This is a genomic window from Fictibacillus sp. EA-CB0309 (assembly GCF_055814265.1).
Map to the genome: position 1 here is coordinate 3,576,157 of NZ_CP169271.1, position 16,625 is coordinate 3,592,781.

Below are 16,625 nucleotides of genomic sequence, written 5' to 3' on the forward strand. Positions count from 1 at the left end.
AGGAGTATCTACTATGCAAGCAGGCAAAATCAGTTATTGGCAAATGGCTGTCTTATTTCAAGTGTATATAACAGGGTCTGCCTTAATTAATATTCAGGCGCCTTTATTAGCTGCTGCCCAAAATGGTGCATGGATCTCCATGCTTCTTGCAAACATAGTTGGGTTCCTTATCTTATTTCTCGTACTCACGCTGCACAATCAGTTTCCAGATGAATGTTATGTCAATCAAGTTCGCATCACATTAGGAAGCGGATTGACCTATATCATCATCATCCCTCTTATCCTTGTGATTTTGTATATTACTTCAAACATCGTATACGGGATGGGCCAATATTTTACTACTTCTATGATGAGAGAAACCCCACTTTTCATCTTTCATTGTCTAATATTAATAACTGCAGGGTTAACTGCGAAAGCAGGAATAGAATTGATGGCTCGTATGTTTCACCTGCTGATGTATGTTTTAATCTTTATCGTCGTACTCATGCTGTTCCTGCCTTATAACGTATACGAAGTAAGCAATTTACTTCCCCTTGCACCGATGGGTTTTAAACCGATCTTACATGGAGTCTATGTAGGGTTCGGATTTCCATATATGGATATCCTCTTTTTTGCTATGGTCCTTTATTTTGTAAAGCCTAAAGAAGGACAAACCATCAATAAATGGCTGTATCTAGGATTATTTATCAATGGCATTGTTCTTGCACTAACGATACTCTGTTCAATCATGGGATTAGGCCCATTAGTTTTCCTAAAAAATTTCCGCTGCATGTACTCGCCCAGTTAATCAGTATAGGAGAGATTGTCGAACGTGTTGAAGCGATCTTTGGAATAGCATTAATCCTGGGATCTTACATGAAAATTGCGTTATTGCTGTTTATCCTAGATCAAGCGGTTTCAACTCTGTTAAAAGTGAAAGCTTCTCATTTTATTTATATCATTGCAACGATCGTTCTGTTTCTTTCTCTTACGATGTATAAAAACGAAATCGAACTTGGTGAATCCGGGTCCGTCATGCAATCAGCTGTAACTTTTTTCTTTGGACTTCTACCTCTTTTAGTAGTAGTTATTGTGGCTAAATTTAAAAACAAGAAAAATAAACAAACTGCCTAAGATTGACTCGATCTTACAATTGTGATCAAAGTAAAAAGAAGGCAACCTTAGAGTGGGCTGCCTTCTTTTTTCCTTTATACTGTTTTTCTTTCAAGTGAAGCACTCCATGCTGTTAAAAGCACTGCGCCGAATACCATAACTCCACCGATCCATGGTGTATGGATGATTCCTATAGAATCAACAATGATACCTCCAACAAATGCACCGATCGCGATACCAAGGTTAAATGCAGCGATATTGATGGCTGATGCAACATTTACGGCAGACGGTACATATCTTTCCGCTAGTTTCACAACATAAACTTGTAGACCAGGAACATTCATAAACGCTAATAATCCTAATAAGAAAATGGTAATCGTACCTGCTACTTTAAATGGTGCTGTAAACGTTAATATAACGAGAATGATGGCTTGAACAACGAACATCCAGAACAATGCTTTAATCGGATTTTTATCTGCGGCTTTTCCTCCAACCGTATTACCGATTGCAACAGCAATTCCGTATCCTAAGAGAATCCAGCTAACTGCTTTAGGCGCGTATCCTGTTACTTCTTCTAAAATAGGAGCAAGATACGTAAAGGCAACAAACGTCCCTCCATATCCTAGGGCTGTGATCGCAAAGGCCAATAATAAGCGGCCGTTTTTAATAATTTTCATTTGATCTTTAAGACTTGAAGGCGGTGCTTCTTTCAAATTCTTTGGTACTAAGATGGCACTTGCGATGATTGCAATGACACCTAATAAAGCAACTGCCCAGAACGTAGCTCTCCAGCCAAAAGTTTGTCCGATAAATGTCCCTAGAGGTACACCTGTTACAGTTGCAACCGTTAGGCCGGTAAACATAAAGGCGATCGCACTTGCACGTTTATGCTCAGGCACGAGATCAGCTGCAATAGTAGCTCCAATTGAAAAGAAGACCCCATGTGAGAATGCTGTAATGAATCGTGCAATCAGTAACAGAGTAAAACTTGTGGAAAGAGCTGCAACACTGTTTCCAGCTATAAAAATCACCATTAACAGAAGTAACAATGTCTTTCTGTTCATTTTATTCGTTAACGCTGTAAGAACCGGGGCTCCAAACGCAACCCCCATGGCATACCCAGAAATGAGTAAACCAGCTAACGTAATGGATATATTTAAATCAGATGCTAATGATGATAAAAGTCCAACGGGTACAAATTCTGTTGTTCCAATGCCAAAAGCCGAGATCGCTAATGCTAATAGTGCGGGAAAACCACCTTTTGATTTCGGAGCGGTCTCCACTTTAACTGCTGTTGAATTCATCTATAAATCCCTCCATTGATTTAAGTAAGTCATGCACTAGTCATTTGGATGACTCGATGTTATTATGAAACATACACAAACTTAAAGTAAGTACGCACTTTTAAGTAATGTAGGTACTTTTAAGTAACAATTGAATGCTGGAGGTGTTTGATGCATGAAAAAATACAACATACCTGTGGAAGCCGCACTTGAAGTGATCGGCGGAAAGTGGAAAGTGGTCATTTTATGCCACCTTATAAAAGACAAGCGAAGAACCGGTGAACTGAAGAGATTAATGCCCGGAATAACGCAAAAAATGCTCACACAGCAGCTTCGTGAACTGGAAGAAGACGGCGTGATCCTTCGCGAGGTGTATAACCAAGTGCCTCCTCGTGTTGAATACTCTTTAACCGATTATGGCTGGTCACTAAAAGGGATTTTAGACTCACTTTGTGCTTGGGGCGAGCAGCATATTGAGAAAACCTACCCAAATAAAGAAGAAGTTCTGGTTCAGACGGAAGAACTAGAACAGGTATAGGTATTGAAAAGGACAGCCACAACGGCTGTCTTTTTTAGTTTTATCAGCAAAATAATATTCTTTAATAAATGTTAATACATTATTAGAATATATGAACGTTAACACAGGGGGACCCAGCATGAACATGAACCGTTTGTCCGATGATGAAATGCTGAATGCTATTAAGAACGGTTTGCCGAAGACCCGCTCTCCTCAAAAGATTATTATCGTAGGAGCAGGTATGGCTGGGCTTGTGGCAGCTTCCCTTTTAAAAAATGCAGGCCACGACGTTAAACTGCTAGAATCTACGCATCGAGTTGGAGGTCGCATTTATACCGTAAGAGCCCCTTTACGCACGGAAATTATTTTGAAGCAGGTGCTATGCGTATTCCTGAAATGCACAAACTCGTTTTGGCATACATCAATAAATATAAACTGGCTACAAATGAATTTGTTAACAGCAATCCCCATGATCTTCTTTTTGTAAACGGCATTCGTACAACCAATAGCATATACGAGAAAAACCCTGACATTCTCGGTTTCCCAGTTATGGAAAGTGAAAAAGGCAAAACCGCAGAACAGCTTATTCAATTTGCGGTTCAGCCCCTTGCCGATTTTCTTGAAAAAGATCCAGAGAAAAACTGGCCCATTGTCATTAACAATTTTCAGCAGTACTCATTAGATAACTATTTGCGTAATAATCCGTTTGGAAGATCTTTATCATCCGGAGCTATTGAGAGCATTAAAGTTCTGTTATCGCTAGAAGGTCTTCCTGAACTCTCTTTTTTAGAAGTGTTACGTGACATACTGATCATCTTCAAACCCCAAATTAAATATTTCGAAATTACGGGCGGATACGATCTTTTGCCTAGAGCCTTTCTGAGGGACTTACGGCACCAAATATACTTTGGTCAAAAAGTAACGAAAATTGTGCAGGACCAGACGAAGGTGAAACTGTACACAGAAAGTCCTCAAACTCTGCATCGATTTTCATTTGAAGCAGATAGAGTAATACTAACCCTTCCCTTTTCTGTTCTGAACTTTGTTCAATTCGAACCATTTGATTCTATTTCTTATTACAAAAGAAAAGCCATACGAGAACTCCATTACGTCTCTTCTATTAAGATTGGGATTGAGTTTAAGCATCGATTTTGGGAAAAAAACGGACTTACAGGCGGTAAAACAGTTACAGATTTAGCAACACGCTTCACCCATTATCCAAGCCGAAGCAGACAAGATATATCCTCGGGAGTGGTAATAGGAAGTTATACATGGGAAGATGATACGGTTCCCTGGAGAAGTGCATCCAACGAGATAAAGATCAAAGAAACCCTGAAATATCTCGCACAATTTCACGGTGAACAGGTTTATCATTATTTTGTTACAGGCTTTAGTCACAACTGGGCTACCGATCCAAATGCTGGCGGGTGTTTTACAATGTTTAAACCTTACCAAGAAGCAGAATTGTACGAACCGATTAAAGCGCCCGAAGGAAGACTGCACTTTGCCGGTGAACACACGACTCTTAAGCACGGCTGGGTTGAAGGGGCTGTGGAGTCAGGTATCCGAGCAGCTATGGAAATAAACGGATCTTGAAACGTGTTGTGATGGCTTGTTGTGGGAGCTGTTTGTTTTAAATACGGAGTTGAAATCATATCAACTTGTCAAACCTTGTCGAAAATCGTATAAATAATTTTATCCGTGAAATTATTGTTGCTATACGTGAATATTTTTGAAATTACCGTGAATTTAATTGAGTTTACCGTGAATAAAAAACTGTTTCGATTTGAGAGTTCACCTGAAACAGACGCTCAACTCTTATGTCTTCCTTAAAGATACAGCACAAGCTTTCAAAAAGATTTAAGACGAAAAAAAGAGCCGGTATCCCATTGAGTCGGCTCTTTCTTAAACACTTGTTTAATTTTTAGCAAGATATCGCTCTAAAATGATATTTCGATGGTGCAGTTCATGTCCTGCAATAATCATCATAAGAGCACGAGCCGAAACTTCATGACCATTTGCTGTCCCTTTTCTCGCTAACGCTTCTTTACTCAAGCTTTTGATCAGCTGAATCGTTGCTTGGCGAACGGAAACGAAGTGTTCTAACAAATCTCTCATCGAACTGTTATCAAAACCCGCTTCCTCCACATAGGCATTTTCATCATACCCTGGCAGTGAAACTTTTTCTCCGCGCGCAATGGACAGCAGTCTGTAGCCCATGATTCTTTCAGTGTCAACCACGTGACCTATTACCTCTTTTATACTCCACTTTCCTGGTGCATATCGATACTCGCTTTTTTCTTCACTCAACATGCTCATCATTCCAACTGTTTCTCTCATTTGATCAGTCAGGATTTGAACAATATCCCCTTCTGGCACTAAGCTCACGTACGTTTTGTAATAATCCGCGTACTCATAACGAGCTGGCGTGTTCTCCATATCTACTCCATCCTCTCACCATTTCTTAAAGTATCAATACTCATAATTGTATTTTTCTACTATTACTATGAAAACGCAAGATAATCCATGTTATATAAAAAGAGCCAGCCAATAAGGCTAGCTCTTTTGTGTACCCATCTATTTCAACGTTTTCCAAATTTCCTCTGGACCTCCGCCAACATACCAAGCTGCGGTTCCCCGTAAATTATACTTCTTCACAAGGTCATAACGAAGCTTCATTGAACCCTCGTCTTCAACCCAAATCTGATGTTTCTCACCATTTTCTATAAACTCCACATAGTTTTGCGAAGTGTTGGGATCCCACTTTTTCGTTAACCCTTTTTCTTGGATCAGCTTCTCTGTTTCTATAATCGTTCTGTCTACACTTCTGACTTTTCCACCTCTGTCAGTGATCCATTCTCTCGTGTAAAAGGAACTCCAAGAAGAATTTTATGTGCAGGCACTTCGTTCAATAACAACTTAACCCCTTCTTCTGTCCATGGAAGTGATGCAACCGATCCTGCTTTTGGAGAACTTCCCCAATGTTCGTCATAACCCATCAACACGATATAGTCCGCTGCTTTTCCAAGACCCTCTCGATCGAGACTCCTGACCAGAAAGGATCATCATTTTCCCTGCTAACATCTACTGAGATCTCAATTTCAAATGGACTTAGTTCCTTTTTTAGTTCTTGAATAAAAATGACGTAATCTTGCTTATTCTTAGGATCGATGTTTTCAAAATCGACATTGATTCCCTGACTTTTTGTTTTTACTAAGGAATTTGTTAAGCTATTAATAACCTTCTGTCGGTTTTCTGCGTCCGATAGAATAAAATCGGTAAGCTCAGGATCAAACTTGTTGCCAAAGAGTGGCCATACTTGTTTGCCTGCTTTCGCAGCAGCAACTGCATAATCGGTATTCTCATTTAAGCTAATCAATTTTTCATAACTCAGTGTGTACCATCTTGGTGATACCACATCTAACCCGTCGATATGGAGTTGTTTTTGAAACGAATCCCGTGTTCCATTATACTTCCAGCCAAGATTGAAACGATTTAGCTTACTCTCTTTCACAGCTGATTGCTGAACCCAGCCATTTTTCCCGCCTAATAGCTGCAGCTGATAGTACCCTTCAGGAACCCTCAAGTCAGTACCTGGTTGAAGGACAACAGCATCTATCCCGTTATTTTTTATAAGACGATCTATAGAAATGTTATACGTTCTTGCGATTTTCCACAGTGAATCCGTCTTCTTTATCCGGTGATTCACTGAATCCTGAGGTATGATTAGACGTTGACCTACAAATAGCCGTGATCCAAATATCTCATTCGTTCTTTTTATTTCATTCACGGTTACCCCATAGAGCCGAGCTACTAGATAAAGTGTATCCCCTGTTTCAACGGTATGACGAATGATGCCATCTCCCGCAGCTTTCTTTTTCAATATGGGGTACTCTTCTCCTCTCATCAATGTTGTTACAGCCGGTAAATTTAAGTCTGATGTTGGAAAAACAGCAGCTCTCGACGCCGAAACCGTGCCAACTGATAGTGGCTCAGCTCCGTATGCCTGTTTAGAATAACAGACACTTGCAAGTAGTGCTGCAATGATTAAAGCAAATTTTAACACGGTTCCCCTCCAGTTTACCCTTTTTATCTACGTTTCTAGGGTACATGCTGTAAGCAGCGAACTGAACAGGTACTTAGTGGAAATCAATCTTCTAGTCATGCATCTATTAAAATTTAATAGTCAAACGTGTCTTTTTCAATTTGCTAGTCTAACATACAGTCGTTTACAGGGGATTTTCATAGTATGTAGGACAAGTACACTACTATATTTAAAAAAGAAAGGGACGAAGAACGTCAATGAATCTTCACATCATAATTTCCGTTTTCGTCTTCCTAATGACTATGTTAGTTATATTTTGGAGACCAAAAGGCATAAACGAGGTCTGGCCAGCCACAATTGGAGCCGGCATTATCCTGCTTGCAGGCATCGTCACTCAAGAAAATGTACTTGATATCATTCATAAAATTGGTGGAGCTTCCATAACGATCATTTCAACGATTGTCATGGCGGTTATCCTGGAAAGCTTCGGATTTTTTCATTGGTGCGCATCAAGACTTGCAAGTTTAGCGAAAGGTTCTGGATATCGTTTATATTGGTACATCCAATTGCTATGTTTTCTAATGACTCTATTATTTAATAACGATGGAAGTATTTTAATTACAACCCCGATCCTCATCTTGCTTCTCAAAAACTTCAGGCTGAAACCACACCAACAGATTCCATATCTATTAACGGGTGCTTTGATCGCAACTGCTTCTAGTACACCTATCGGAGTCAGTAACATCGTAAATCTAATCGCATTAAAAATAGTAAACATGACACTCTATATGCATACAGCAATGATGTTTGTTCCCGCCATGCTTGGATTGATTTTTATGTCTTGCCTCATGTTTGTGCTAGTAAAGAAGAAGCTTCCTGAAAGACTCCTCCTTTAAGCTATGATATTGAACAATCGTTTTTCACAAAAAATTTCATCCGCTAAGCGGAACGGTATCTGTTGAAACAAAACGGCAACGAACAAAATTTATGTTACGCATTCTTTTCTTCGTTTTCCTAATTCGCTGTTCCATTTTTATTGCTTCGTTCTTATCCATTCCAATTGAGATCGTTGCGGTTTTCGGTTCCGTAGTGCTTTTAGTATGGAGATGGTATTACTTGAGAACGACGCCATTTGATATTTTAAGAAAAACACCATGGCACATCTTGCTTTTTGCCTTTTCGATGTATGTACTCATATACGGACTTCATAACTCAGGATTAACTCAACTACTCATTGAGATTTGCGAACCAATTGTTCAAAAAGGCTTATTTGAAGCTACTTTATTAATGGGTGGATTAGTTTCTGTCCTTTCAAACCTTTTCAACAACCACCCGGCACTATTAATTGGAACGATTGCTCTAACTGAGATGAATTTGGACCCATTCACATTAAAAACTATGTATTTAGCGAGTATCATCGGGAGTGACATCGGTTCATTATTGCTTCCAATTGGAACATTAGCCTCTTTAATTTGGATGCACATTTTAAAACAGAACAAAGTGAAAGTGAAATGGAAAGATTATTTGAAGTTATCGTTAATCACGATTCCCCTGACATTGGTCGTAACTCTATTTTTGCTGTATTTCTGGATCTATATGATTTTTATTCTCAATGGATGATCTTATCATTCCACAAAATAAAATAGGAGAAGATTATTTTGAATGACTTTAAACACTTATTAAATAAAACTGTAAAATTAAAAGTAGCCGGTCATCTTTTAGAAGGACAACTTTGCGATTTTGGAAACGATATCTTTGTTATATATAAGGAACAAAAATACGTATACATCCCTTTAATGCACGTACAGAAAATCACACTTTACGATGAGCCAGCAATGGAGGACAAGACCCTTGTTCCTGATTCACCTTTCGCTAGCGAAAATCATACGGCTATTTCATATCGCAATATGCTGCGAAACGCTATTGGGCTGTATACTCAAGTGAGGGTGGTAGGAAAAAATCCGCTTCACGGAACAATCGTAAATGTTCTAAGTGATTATTTTGTTTTCTACTCACCTGTTTATAAACAGATCTATATCCCTTTATCTCATCTAAAATGGTTAACGGTGTATGACCAGGACAACTCCCCTATTCACTGAACAACCCCTCCCCCTAAAACAGCCATCTAGCCGCTCATTTGAAGAGCAATTAAAAAAGTGGGAAGGCAAACTAGTCGTGTTTGATATGGGAGAAGATCCTGATAAAATAGGCATCCTTAATAGCCTGAAGGGAAACTTCGTTGAACTGATTAATACAAATGGAGAAAAAGTTTACTTCAAGTTAGCTCACGCAAAATCTGTATATATGGCATAACAAAAACTAGAGTCTTGAACCATGATCAATATGGTTTCAATGCTTTTTTTCCAATGAGAGCAAAACACTTCTTTCAAATGAATTATCTAGTATAAAATATACGTATTCACTGAAATTACCTAAAAAATACGTATGATCTACAAAGGGGTATTTATTATGATACAAAGCAAAGACGTAAAGGAAAAAGTTCTTTCCATACTTGAAGATAAAATACAACTTATTAAAAAAGATGAAGGCGCAATCTATTTAGTTGGACCGATCCGACTGCCTGTTAATTTATATGGAGAAACCGTTGTGTTCAACTGGTACTGCTGGCTCGAAGGCTGCGAACACACTGATAACTTTGAAGAAGTGATCGACAAGCTCTCTTCAGCAAATTTGGCTGAATATCAGCAATCCAGTGTATTGGTTTACGGCGACTTCGAATACAACGATGAAGCGCTTATTCGCATGCACTCTATCTGCCACACTGGAGATATTTTTGGAAGTAAGCGCTGTGACTGTGGCTATCAGCTAAAACAGTCCATGAAAATGATCGTAGAACACGGAACGGGAGCTCTCTTTTATTTAGCAAACCATGAAGGCCGCGGTATCGGTCTATTTAGTAAGGCAATGGCTTATCTTCTGCAGGAAAGTGGACAAGACACAGTGGAAGCCAATGAAAGTCTTGGATTTGTAGACGATTCCCGTAACTATGAAGATGCTATTGAAGTACTAAAAGCCTTACGTACAAAGCCTGTTACACTGATTACGAACAATCCAAAAAACTAGAAGCGCTCCACCATGCTGGACTTTCTGTTACTTCAAGAGCTCCAATCTGGGGTGATGTTTCTGAATACAACGAGAAATACTTACAAACGAAGATTAACCGATCTGGTCACCTAGACGAAGGAGTATTCACGAATGAGTAGTCATGAATTTTATATGCAGCTTGCTCTAAGCAATGCTCAGGCGATGAAAGGCCAAACAGACCCTAACCCGTTAGTTGGGTCTGTTATTGTTAATCATAATGAAATCGTTGGCGTCGGTACGCACCTTAAAGCGGGTGAACCTCACGCTGAAATTCATGCCATTCGAATGGCTGGCGAGAAAGCGAAAGGCGGAACAATCTATGTTACACTAGAGCCCTGCTCTCATCATGGCAGAACTGGCCCTTGTGCTGTAGCAATCGTTGAAGCAGGAATCAAAAAAGTGGTCATTGCTGCACTCGATCCTAACCCTCTCGTTTCAGGCAGAGGAGTTCAGATTTTAAAAGATGCCGGAATTGAAGTGGAGACTGGCGTTCTTCAAGAGGAATCAGAAAGAATGAACGAAGTGTTCAACAAGTTTATCGTTGAGAAAATTCCTTTTGTTACGCTAAAGTCAGGAATTACACTCGATGGGAAAATTGCGAGCCATACGAATAACAGCAAATGGATTACGTCTCCTGAAGCTCGCCTGGATGTACACAGACTTAGAAACGAAAATCAGGCTATACTTGTTGGAGTAAACACCGTGATTCATGATGATCCTGAGCTTACTACTAGAATTCCTAACGGACGCAACCCTATCCGCGTGATCATGGACTCAACGCTTAAAATTCCTATGAATTCAAAAGTTGTAACAGATCGTCAAGCAGAAACATGGGTTTTCACTTCAGAAAATTACGATACCCAAAAGAAATCGCAGCTTGAAGCACATGGTGTGAAGGTATATATTGCTGGAGAGTCTAGGGTAAAACCATTGCAAGTATTAAAAACTTTAGGAAACAATCTGATTTCCTCACTCCTAATTGAAGGCGGCGGAACCATCAATGCTGCTTTTTTAGAAAACAAACTCGTTGATAAAGCCGTTTTTTACATCGCACCTAAATTAATAGGCGGACAAAGTTCCCCTTCCTTTTTCGGTGGTACAGGAATTGAAAAGATGGCGGATGCCATTCAGCTGCAGAATATGACGGTTACACAAATAGGACCAGACTTTAAGTTCACTAGTTATCCTAAATACGAATAAGAGGTAATAAACATGAGATTTGGCTTTGATATTGATGATACGTTAATCAACTTACGACAACACGCTTTTCACATCTACAATAAAAAACTGAAGCAAGACATCCCTTTGGACGTTTTTCATACGATTGAAACGCTTGAGATTCATGAGCCTTTTGGACTTTCAACAAAGGAAGGCAATCAGCTCTGGATCGATTCAATGGAAGAGATTTATTTTACAGACTGCCCTGCCTACCCTGATGCGATCGAAGTATTACAAGAACTCGACAAACAAGGTCATGAAATCTTCTACATTACAGCAAGACCTGCAAAGCATTGCGAGCAAACGAAGAAATGGGTAGAAAATGCGGGGTTCCCTGTACAAGAAGGACGATTCTTCTGCGGGATGAAAGATGAAGAAAAGATTCACACAATAAAAGATTTAAATCTCGATTTTTATTTTGATGATAAACCGAACGTCTTAAATACTCTTACAGATGAGCCTGTTCAGCTATACGTTAGACACCAGAACTATAATAAACACTTAGACTTGCCGCGTTTAACCGATTGGTCGGAGTTAAAAGAAATTATTAAAAAACATACCGATTTAAAATAGTACGCTGATTCAGCGTGCTTTTTTCTGCCTGCACTCCTTGTCGTACACCTTCATATCATGATTTGTACAGCTCTTATGTTAATGAATGGTGGTGACATAGAAAGTGATCGAGGTAAAAGAATCTCGTTATGGCAGAGGAATCTTTGCAACACGCTCTATTAAAAAGGGTGAACTGATTCATCAGGCACCAGTTATCGTATGTCCAGATGATCAATATAAAAAACTCAAAAAAACGGCTTTACGAAATTATTATTTCAATTGGGGAGAAGATTACGACCATGTTGCGGTCGCTCTAGGATACGGTTCGCTTTTCAACCACTCCTATAAACCGAATGCAAAGTTTGATAACAATTTAAAACAAGAAACTGTAGATTTTTACGCGATTAAAAACATTAAAGCAGGAGAAGAAATTTTTGTGAACTACAATGGAGACCCTGATGACAAAGGCCCTCTTTGGTTTGATGTCTTTTAAAATAGCACGATAAAAACGTGCTATTTTTTATGTGCTCATTTTGGTGTATGTTAATAAGACTGGAGGTTTAAATGATATGCTGCTATTCTTATTGCTTTGTTTACTCACTGCAGGTTTTTTAATAGAGACCATTCAAAAGCATGTTTTGAAGATGAAAGACCCTGATATTTATGAATTATGGGAAGAGTTAGAGAACGAAGAGTGGTTTCAAGATTTGAACGATACCCCTGAAATCAAGAAGTGGATTGAACTAGATAAACAAAACGGCTTATTAAAAGATCCCTATTATGTAAGAAAAATTATTGATCAAGGCGGACATCGTGAAGGTTATATACGCTACATAACAGATAAAACGAAGTAATGGCTCAAACAAAAGGCTGATCTTTTGTTTGAGTTTTTTTGTTTTCCGAGAGCAAGCTGCGTGCTATGGATTAAGGTATTCTTCAGAACGAAACTGGTCCATTTAGCGACTCGCGGAAATATGCACCAAACTCGCGGGATTAAGTTGAAAATTTGCGGAATTCCATCCAAAACTCGCGGGAAAAACTTATAAACTCGCGGGATTCCAAATGTGATTGAGCTTAAGATTTGTTTTTACCTATAGAATAATGCCCTCAAATTTAAACAATACTAACTCATATTCAAGTGACCGGAGGAACATATGAGAATTCAACCTGGTGTAGCTCCAATACATATATATACCCTTTTAATTCTTTCATCCGGCCTGGTAAATCACGTTCTGATTATACCCGTCATCCTATCTGCATCAGGAAGAGATGCTTGGGTAAGTATTCTTCTTTCCCTTGTTCCTTACATCCTTTTCATTTTGCTTATTGGTTCCGTTTTAAAAAAATTAGGAAATCAAAATTTTATAGAGTTTATAAAAACCCGACTAGGTCCAGTACTTTTCTATCTGCTTAGCGGTGTATTTATCCTTTACTTTTTCTTAAATGCAACGATTACTTTCCGAGATACAATTACATGGACAAAAACAAATTATTTAATAAATAGCCCTCCTCTTGCTCTTTGTATTTTGTTAGGATTGCTCTGCTTTTTCGGGACTTATAAAGGACTTCAGGAATTAAGCATGGTAGCTTTGATTGCCTTACCGTTAGTTGTAACATTCGGCTTCTTTATTGCGATTGGAAACATTCCGCATAAAGACTATTCCATGCTATTGCCCATTGCAGAAAATGGCTGGTCTCCTGTGTTTAAAGGTGGAGTTTATGTTTTATCCGGATTAACAGAGTTAAGTACGCTTTTATTCCTTGTCCATCACACACATAAGACGCTTAAGTGGAAACACATCATTTTTGTGAGTTTTGTTTTAGTGGGACTTATGTTAGGACCAACTATGGCAGCCATCGCAGAGTTTGGCCCTTATGAAGCTAATAAATTAAGATACCCTGCTTTTGAACAATGGAAGCTTCTAACGATTAGCAAAGAAATCACCAGGATGGACTTCCTTTCCATCTTCCAATGGATTTCTGGTGCTTTTATTAGAGTGAGTTTATTGATGTTCTTGGTTACAAAATTGATTAATGTAAAAAAACACAGGATATGGCTAGTTGCTTCCCTATATATTCTTGCGATTGCTTATACACTTGCTCCTATATCAAACATTTCTGTTTTTAACTTTTTGTATCATTACTTCTTTCCGATACAGATGTATGTGATGCTGCCCATTATTTCGATTGTCTGTCTTTATGTTCTAGTTAAGAAATGAGGAATATGTGATGAAGTTTATAAACCGTACAGAAAATACTAAAATTCATGAACTTCATAGCTGGTTTAGGCACTCCACAGACGTAGTGGTAAAAAACGATTTATTTGCAGAAAAAACAAATTCTGCATATACCTTAATGTTCTGTAAAGGACTAGTTGATACCCTATTACTAGAAGAAAGTTTGCTTCCGTTCTTAAATGACATCGTTGAGCAGGATGATGTTGCTATGTTTAACTCTTTAAAAAATCGATTTGTGGTTCATGAAATCCTTATTGATTCTTCAAACAAAAGAAAGATTGAGCATAGCTTATTTTCAGGACAAGTACTCTTACCCGGTTCAAAGAACAATTCTCTATATGCCATCAATCTTGCAAACACTCCAAAGCGAACACCGGAAGAATCGAATACGGAGATCTCTATACGTGGTGCACGAGACGGTTTTATTGAAGATTTGGAGATCAATTTCGCGCTAATCCGAAAACGTCTAAAAACATCTTCACTCAACAGCAAGTCTTTTACGATTGGTAGAAGGAGCCAAACGGCTGTTTCGTTACTATTTATTGAAGACATAATCGACCCAGATCTCGTGGTAAGAGCTGAACAGCGTCTTTCTAAGATCGATATCGATGCTCTCGTATCAAGCAGTGAACTAGAAGAAGAATTATCAGATTCTGTCTTTTCTATTTTTCCCCTGATTGATAATACAGGGCGTCCTGATTTTGCGGTCCAATCATTACTTCAAGGAAGATTTGTCATTATTGTAGACGGTTCACCTACAGTTCTCATTGGTCCCGCTTCTCTTGCGATTACGTTGAAATCCCCAGAAGACGCTCATGCCAGTTTTTACATGGTATCGTTTGAACGACTTCTTCGATTCACTGGACTTTTCACAACCGTTACATTACCAGGCCTCTGGATTGCTTTGACAACATTTCATCCAGATCAGCTTCCTTATCCCCTTCTTGCAACGTTAACACTCTCTCGAACAGGATTACCGTTATCGTTGCCACTTGAAATGATGATTATGGTCGTTTTGTTTGAATTGTTTAAAGAAGCAGGAGCTAGACTTCCTAGGGCTGTTGGTCAGACCGTAGCGGTATTAGGAGGATTAATCGTTGGGGATGCGGCAATCCGAGCAGGGTTAACCTCTCCTACAACACTTGTTGTTGTAGCTATAACGATGATTGCCAGTTATACGTTCGTCAACCAATCATTGAGTGGGAATCTGCTTTTCTTACGGATATATACCCTTCTCATGTGTGCTACGTTTGGACTGTTTGGATTTTTCATCGCTATGCTTAGTATATTTTTGCTAGTCAGTTCCCTTCGTTCCTTTGACTATCCATATATTGAAGCTTTAGCTGCACCAAACGCGGCTGATACGTTTAAAACATTTTTCAAAGCTCCTTTTACTTTCATGAAGAAAAGATCTTCGTACCTGTATCCAAAAGACTCTACTAGCCAAGGTGATCGTAATGAGAATTAAGGTTATGTTCATGTTGTGTGTTTTATGTCTTATTCTCACAGGTTGCTGGGGATCAAGGGGAATTAACGAGCAGCTTTATATAGAGGCTTTAGGTGTGGATTATAAGGATGGTAAATACATTGTTTATACAGAATCAGCGATCTTTTCATCTATTGCTAAACAAGAAGGCGGCGGTTCTCAGGCTTCCGAATCTCCAGTATTAGTGGGAAGAGAGGAGGGAGACACGCTCACTATGGCTTTCAGAAAGTTAGAGAAATCTTCTCAGTTCCCACTATATTACGGACACGTGCAAGTGATTTTGTTCAGCGAGAGGGTCATTAAAGAAAAGCTGAGTGAAGTTATTTCTCATATCGGTCACGATCCTCTAATTCGATTTACAGCATGGGTTTTTGGTACGTCAGAAGATATTAGCGACGTATTGAAAGCGAAATCTTTATTTAAACAAGCACCCACTTATAAAGTTTTGTTTCATCCAGATACGATGTTGCAAAGAAACCACTCTGTTAACCCATTATCCATGCAAGTGTTATTAAGAAACGGCAACGAACCATTCGGGTCAACCATTATCCCTAATGTGAAATTGGTAAAAGGAAAATGGCATGAAGATGATGATAAACCGATGTTACCTACTATTAATGGGGGCTATGTTCTTAATAATATGAATCTTAAAGGGAAACTGAATGATGAACACCTTCATGGATTAGAATGGTTAACAAAAGAGGAAAAAAGAACAAGCTTGAAGTATCCATTGGGGATACTGTTGTACAACTGGAAATGAACGGATATAAAGTACATCTAAAAGAGCCTGTTCAAAATGAACTTAAGTACACAATAAAAGTTAAAGCAAAAGCAACAATTGATGAAAATTTAAAAGTAGTACCTCGTAAAGAACTAGAAAAGAAAATCGTTCAAAAAATGAAGAAGGAAATAAAACAAACTTACTTAAATGGACTTTCAATAGACAGTGATGTATATAATTTAACACGCTCTACTTATCGGAGATCTCCTTCCTTGGTTAAAAAATATGCTTTGCAAGAAGATTCCTTAGATTCAATAAAAGTTGACGTTCAAATCGTTCATGCCGGCACCCAAAAGTATAAAGAATAAA

Annotated in this window: 17 protein-coding genes and 3 pseudogenes; 16 read left to right on the top strand and 4 right to left on the bottom strand. The window is 38.7% G+C overall.

Annotated elements, in window-relative coordinates; genetic code table 11:
• Positions 1-13 precede the first annotated feature (13 nt).
• Both ACEWFH_RS20045 and ACEWFH_RS20050 read left to right on the top strand, forming a co-directional pair.
• On the top strand, positions 14-787 hold the full coding sequence (locus ACEWFH_RS20045; protein WP_473725417.1) for a GerAB/ArcD/ProY family transporter: 774 nt from the start codon (positions 14-16) through the stop codon (positions 785-787).
• A gap of 14 nt (positions 788-801) precedes the next feature.
• The gene (locus ACEWFH_RS20050; protein WP_473727374.1) at positions 802-1,113 is read left to right on the top strand and encodes a hypothetical protein; all 312 of its coding nucleotides are present in this window, start codon (positions 802-804) and stop codon (positions 1,111-1,113) included.
• Between the two features lie 74 nt (positions 1,114-1,187).
• On the opposite strand, the gene ACEWFH_RS20055 is transcribed toward ACEWFH_RS20050, so the two are convergent.
• Positions 1,188-2,396 carry an MFS transporter gene (locus tag ACEWFH_RS20055; RefSeq protein ID WP_473725418.1) on the bottom strand — a complete coding sequence of 403 codons (1,209 nt, stop codon included), beginning with the start codon at positions 2,394-2,396 and terminating at the stop codon, positions 1,188-1,190.
• 154 nt (positions 2,397-2,550) lie between these two features.
• On the opposite strand from ACEWFH_RS20055, the gene ACEWFH_RS20060 reads away from it, so the two are divergent.
• Both ACEWFH_RS20060 and ACEWFH_RS20065 read left to right on the top strand, forming a co-directional pair.
• Positions 2,551-2,913 carry a winged helix-turn-helix transcriptional regulator gene (locus tag ACEWFH_RS20060; protein ID WP_289496982.1) on the top strand — a complete coding sequence of 121 codons (363 nt, stop codon included), beginning with the start codon at positions 2,551-2,553 and terminating at the stop codon, positions 2,911-2,913.
• A 220-nt stretch (positions 2,914-3,133) separates the two neighbouring features.
• Positions 3,134-4,488 (top strand): annotated as a pseudogene (locus ACEWFH_RS20065) (flavin monoamine oxidase family protein).
• A gap of 321 nt (positions 4,489-4,809) precedes the next feature.
• On the opposite strand, the gene ACEWFH_RS20070 reads toward ACEWFH_RS20065, so the two are convergent.
• The 3 genes from ACEWFH_RS20070 to ACEWFH_RS20080 form a co-directional block, all read right to left on the bottom strand.
• Complete coding sequence (locus tag ACEWFH_RS20070) at positions 4,810-5,331, bottom strand: DinB family protein (RefSeq protein ID WP_473725419.1); 522 nt, start codon at positions 5,329-5,331, stop codon at positions 4,810-4,812.
• Between the two features lie 380 nt (positions 5,332-5,711).
• Complete coding sequence (locus ACEWFH_RS20075; protein ID WP_473725420.1) at positions 5,712-5,897, bottom strand: hypothetical protein; 186 nt, start codon at positions 5,895-5,897, stop codon at positions 5,712-5,714.
• Entirely contained in the window at positions 5,891-6,958 is a 1,068-nt protein-coding gene (locus ACEWFH_RS20080) for a LysM peptidoglycan-binding domain-containing protein (RefSeq protein WP_473725421.1), read from the bottom strand. The genes ACEWFH_RS20075 and ACEWFH_RS20080 overlap by 7 nt, the downstream gene beginning before the upstream one ends.
• Positions 6,959-7,194: 236 nt before the next feature.
• On the opposite strand from ACEWFH_RS20080, the pseudogene ACEWFH_RS20085 reads away from it, so the two are divergent.
• The 12 genes and pseudogenes from ACEWFH_RS20085 (at position 7,195) to ACEWFH_RS20140 (ending at position 16,624) form a co-directional block, all read left to right on the top strand.
• Positions 7,195-8,557, top strand: a pseudogene (locus ACEWFH_RS20085) (arsenic transporter).
• Between the two features lie 38 nt (positions 8,558-8,595).
• Positions 8,596-9,036 (top strand): hypothetical protein, encoded by a 441-nt coding sequence (locus ACEWFH_RS20090; protein WP_473725422.1) that lies wholly within the window; start codon positions 8,596-8,598, stop codon positions 9,034-9,036.
• Positions 9,008-9,250: a hypothetical protein gene (locus ACEWFH_RS20095; protein ID WP_473725423.1), complete on the top strand. Its 243-nt coding sequence runs from the start codon at positions 9,008-9,010 to the stop codon at positions 9,248-9,250. The genes ACEWFH_RS20090 and ACEWFH_RS20095 overlap by 29 nt, the downstream gene beginning before the upstream one ends.
• Before the next feature lie 156 nt (positions 9,251-9,406).
• Positions 9,407-10,161: pseudogene (locus ACEWFH_RS20100) on the top strand (GTP cyclohydrolase II).
• Positions 10,154-11,242: a bifunctional diaminohydroxyphosphoribosylaminopyrimidine deaminase/5-amino-6-(5-phosphoribosylamino)uracil reductase RibD gene (gene ribD / locus ACEWFH_RS20105; protein ID WP_473725424.1), complete on the top strand. Its 1,089-nt coding sequence runs from the start codon at positions 10,154-10,156 to the stop codon at positions 11,240-11,242. The pseudogene ACEWFH_RS20100 and the gene ribD overlap by 8 nt, the downstream one beginning before the upstream one ends.
• Positions 11,243-11,254: 12 nt before the next feature.
• A complete protein-coding gene (locus ACEWFH_RS20110; protein WP_473725425.1) occupies positions 11,255-11,833 on the top strand; it encodes a 5' nucleotidase, NT5C type in 579 nt (192 codons plus the stop codon).
• 103 nt (positions 11,834-11,936) lie between these two features.
• Entirely contained in the window at positions 11,937-12,305 is a 369-nt protein-coding gene (locus tag ACEWFH_RS20115; RefSeq protein ID WP_473725426.1) for an SET domain-containing protein, read from the top strand.
• Between the two features lie 76 nt (positions 12,306-12,381).
• Positions 12,382-12,666 (top strand): hypothetical protein, encoded by a 285-nt coding sequence (locus ACEWFH_RS20120; RefSeq protein ID WP_473725427.1) that lies wholly within the window; start codon positions 12,382-12,384, stop codon positions 12,664-12,666.
• A 300-nt stretch (positions 12,667-12,966) separates the two neighbouring features.
• On the top strand, positions 12,967-14,031 hold the full coding sequence (locus ACEWFH_RS20125; protein WP_473725428.1) for a GerAB/ArcD/ProY family transporter: 1,065 nt from the start codon (positions 12,967-12,969) through the stop codon (positions 14,029-14,031).
• 10 nt (positions 14,032-14,041) lie between these two features.
• Positions 14,042-15,517 (top strand): spore germination protein, encoded by a 1,476-nt coding sequence (locus ACEWFH_RS20130; protein WP_473725429.1) that lies wholly within the window; start codon positions 14,042-14,044, stop codon positions 15,515-15,517.
• A 10-nt stretch (positions 15,518-15,527) separates the two neighbouring features.
• Positions 15,528-16,295, top strand: a complete 768-nt coding sequence (locus ACEWFH_RS20135) for a Ger(x)C family spore germination protein (RefSeq protein ID WP_473727375.1) — start codon at positions 15,528-15,530, stop codon at positions 16,293-16,295.
• Positions 16,292-16,624, top strand: coding sequence for a Ger(x)C family spore germination C-terminal domain-containing protein (locus ACEWFH_RS20140; RefSeq protein WP_473725430.1), 333 nt, complete (start codon positions 16,292-16,294; stop codon positions 16,622-16,624). Before ACEWFH_RS20135 ends, ACEWFH_RS20140 begins: the two co-directional genes overlap by 4 nt.
• Position 16,625: the final 1 nt, after the last annotated feature.

Bases quoted from the DNA above. Each gene is read 5' to 3' on its own strand.
- ACEWFH_RS20130 (WP_473725429.1), top strand. From the start codon at position 14,042: ATGAAGTTTATAAACCGTACAGAAAATACTAAAATTCATGAACTTCAT.
- ACEWFH_RS20070 (WP_473725419.1), bottom strand. From the start codon at position 5,331: ATGGAGAACACGCCAGCTCGTTATGAGTACGCGGATTATTACAAAACG.
- ribD (WP_473725424.1), top strand. From the start codon at position 10,154: ATGAGTAGTCATGAATTTTATATGCAGCTTGCTCTAAGCAATGCTCAG.
- ACEWFH_RS20060 (WP_289496982.1), top strand. From the start codon at position 2,551: ATGAAAAAATACAACATACCTGTGGAAGCCGCACTTGAAGTGATCGGC.
- ACEWFH_RS20110 (WP_473725425.1), top strand. From the start codon at position 11,255: ATGAGATTTGGCTTTGATATTGATGATACGTTAATCAACTTACGACAA.
- ACEWFH_RS20120 (WP_473725427.1), top strand. From the start codon at position 12,382: ATGCTGCTATTCTTATTGCTTTGTTTACTCACTGCAGGTTTTTTAATA.
- ACEWFH_RS20045 (WP_473725417.1), top strand. From the start codon at position 14: ATGCAAGCAGGCAAAATCAGTTATTGGCAAATGGCTGTCTTATTTCAA.
- ACEWFH_RS20140 (WP_473725430.1), top strand. From the start codon at position 16,292: ATGAACGGATATAAAGTACATCTAAAAGAGCCTGTTCAAAATGAACTT.
- ACEWFH_RS20125 (WP_473725428.1), top strand. From the start codon at position 12,967: ATGAGAATTCAACCTGGTGTAGCTCCAATACATATATATACCCTTTTA.
- ACEWFH_RS20135 (WP_473727375.1), top strand. From the start codon at position 15,528: ATGTTGTGTGTTTTATGTCTTATTCTCACAGGTTGCTGGGGATCAAGG.
- ACEWFH_RS20055 (WP_473725418.1), bottom strand. From the start codon at position 2,396: ATGAATTCAACAGCAGTTAAAGTGGAGACCGCTCCGAAATCAAAAGGT.
- ACEWFH_RS20095 (WP_473725423.1), top strand. From the start codon at position 9,008: ATGACCAGGACAACTCCCCTATTCACTGAACAACCCCTCCCCCTAAAA.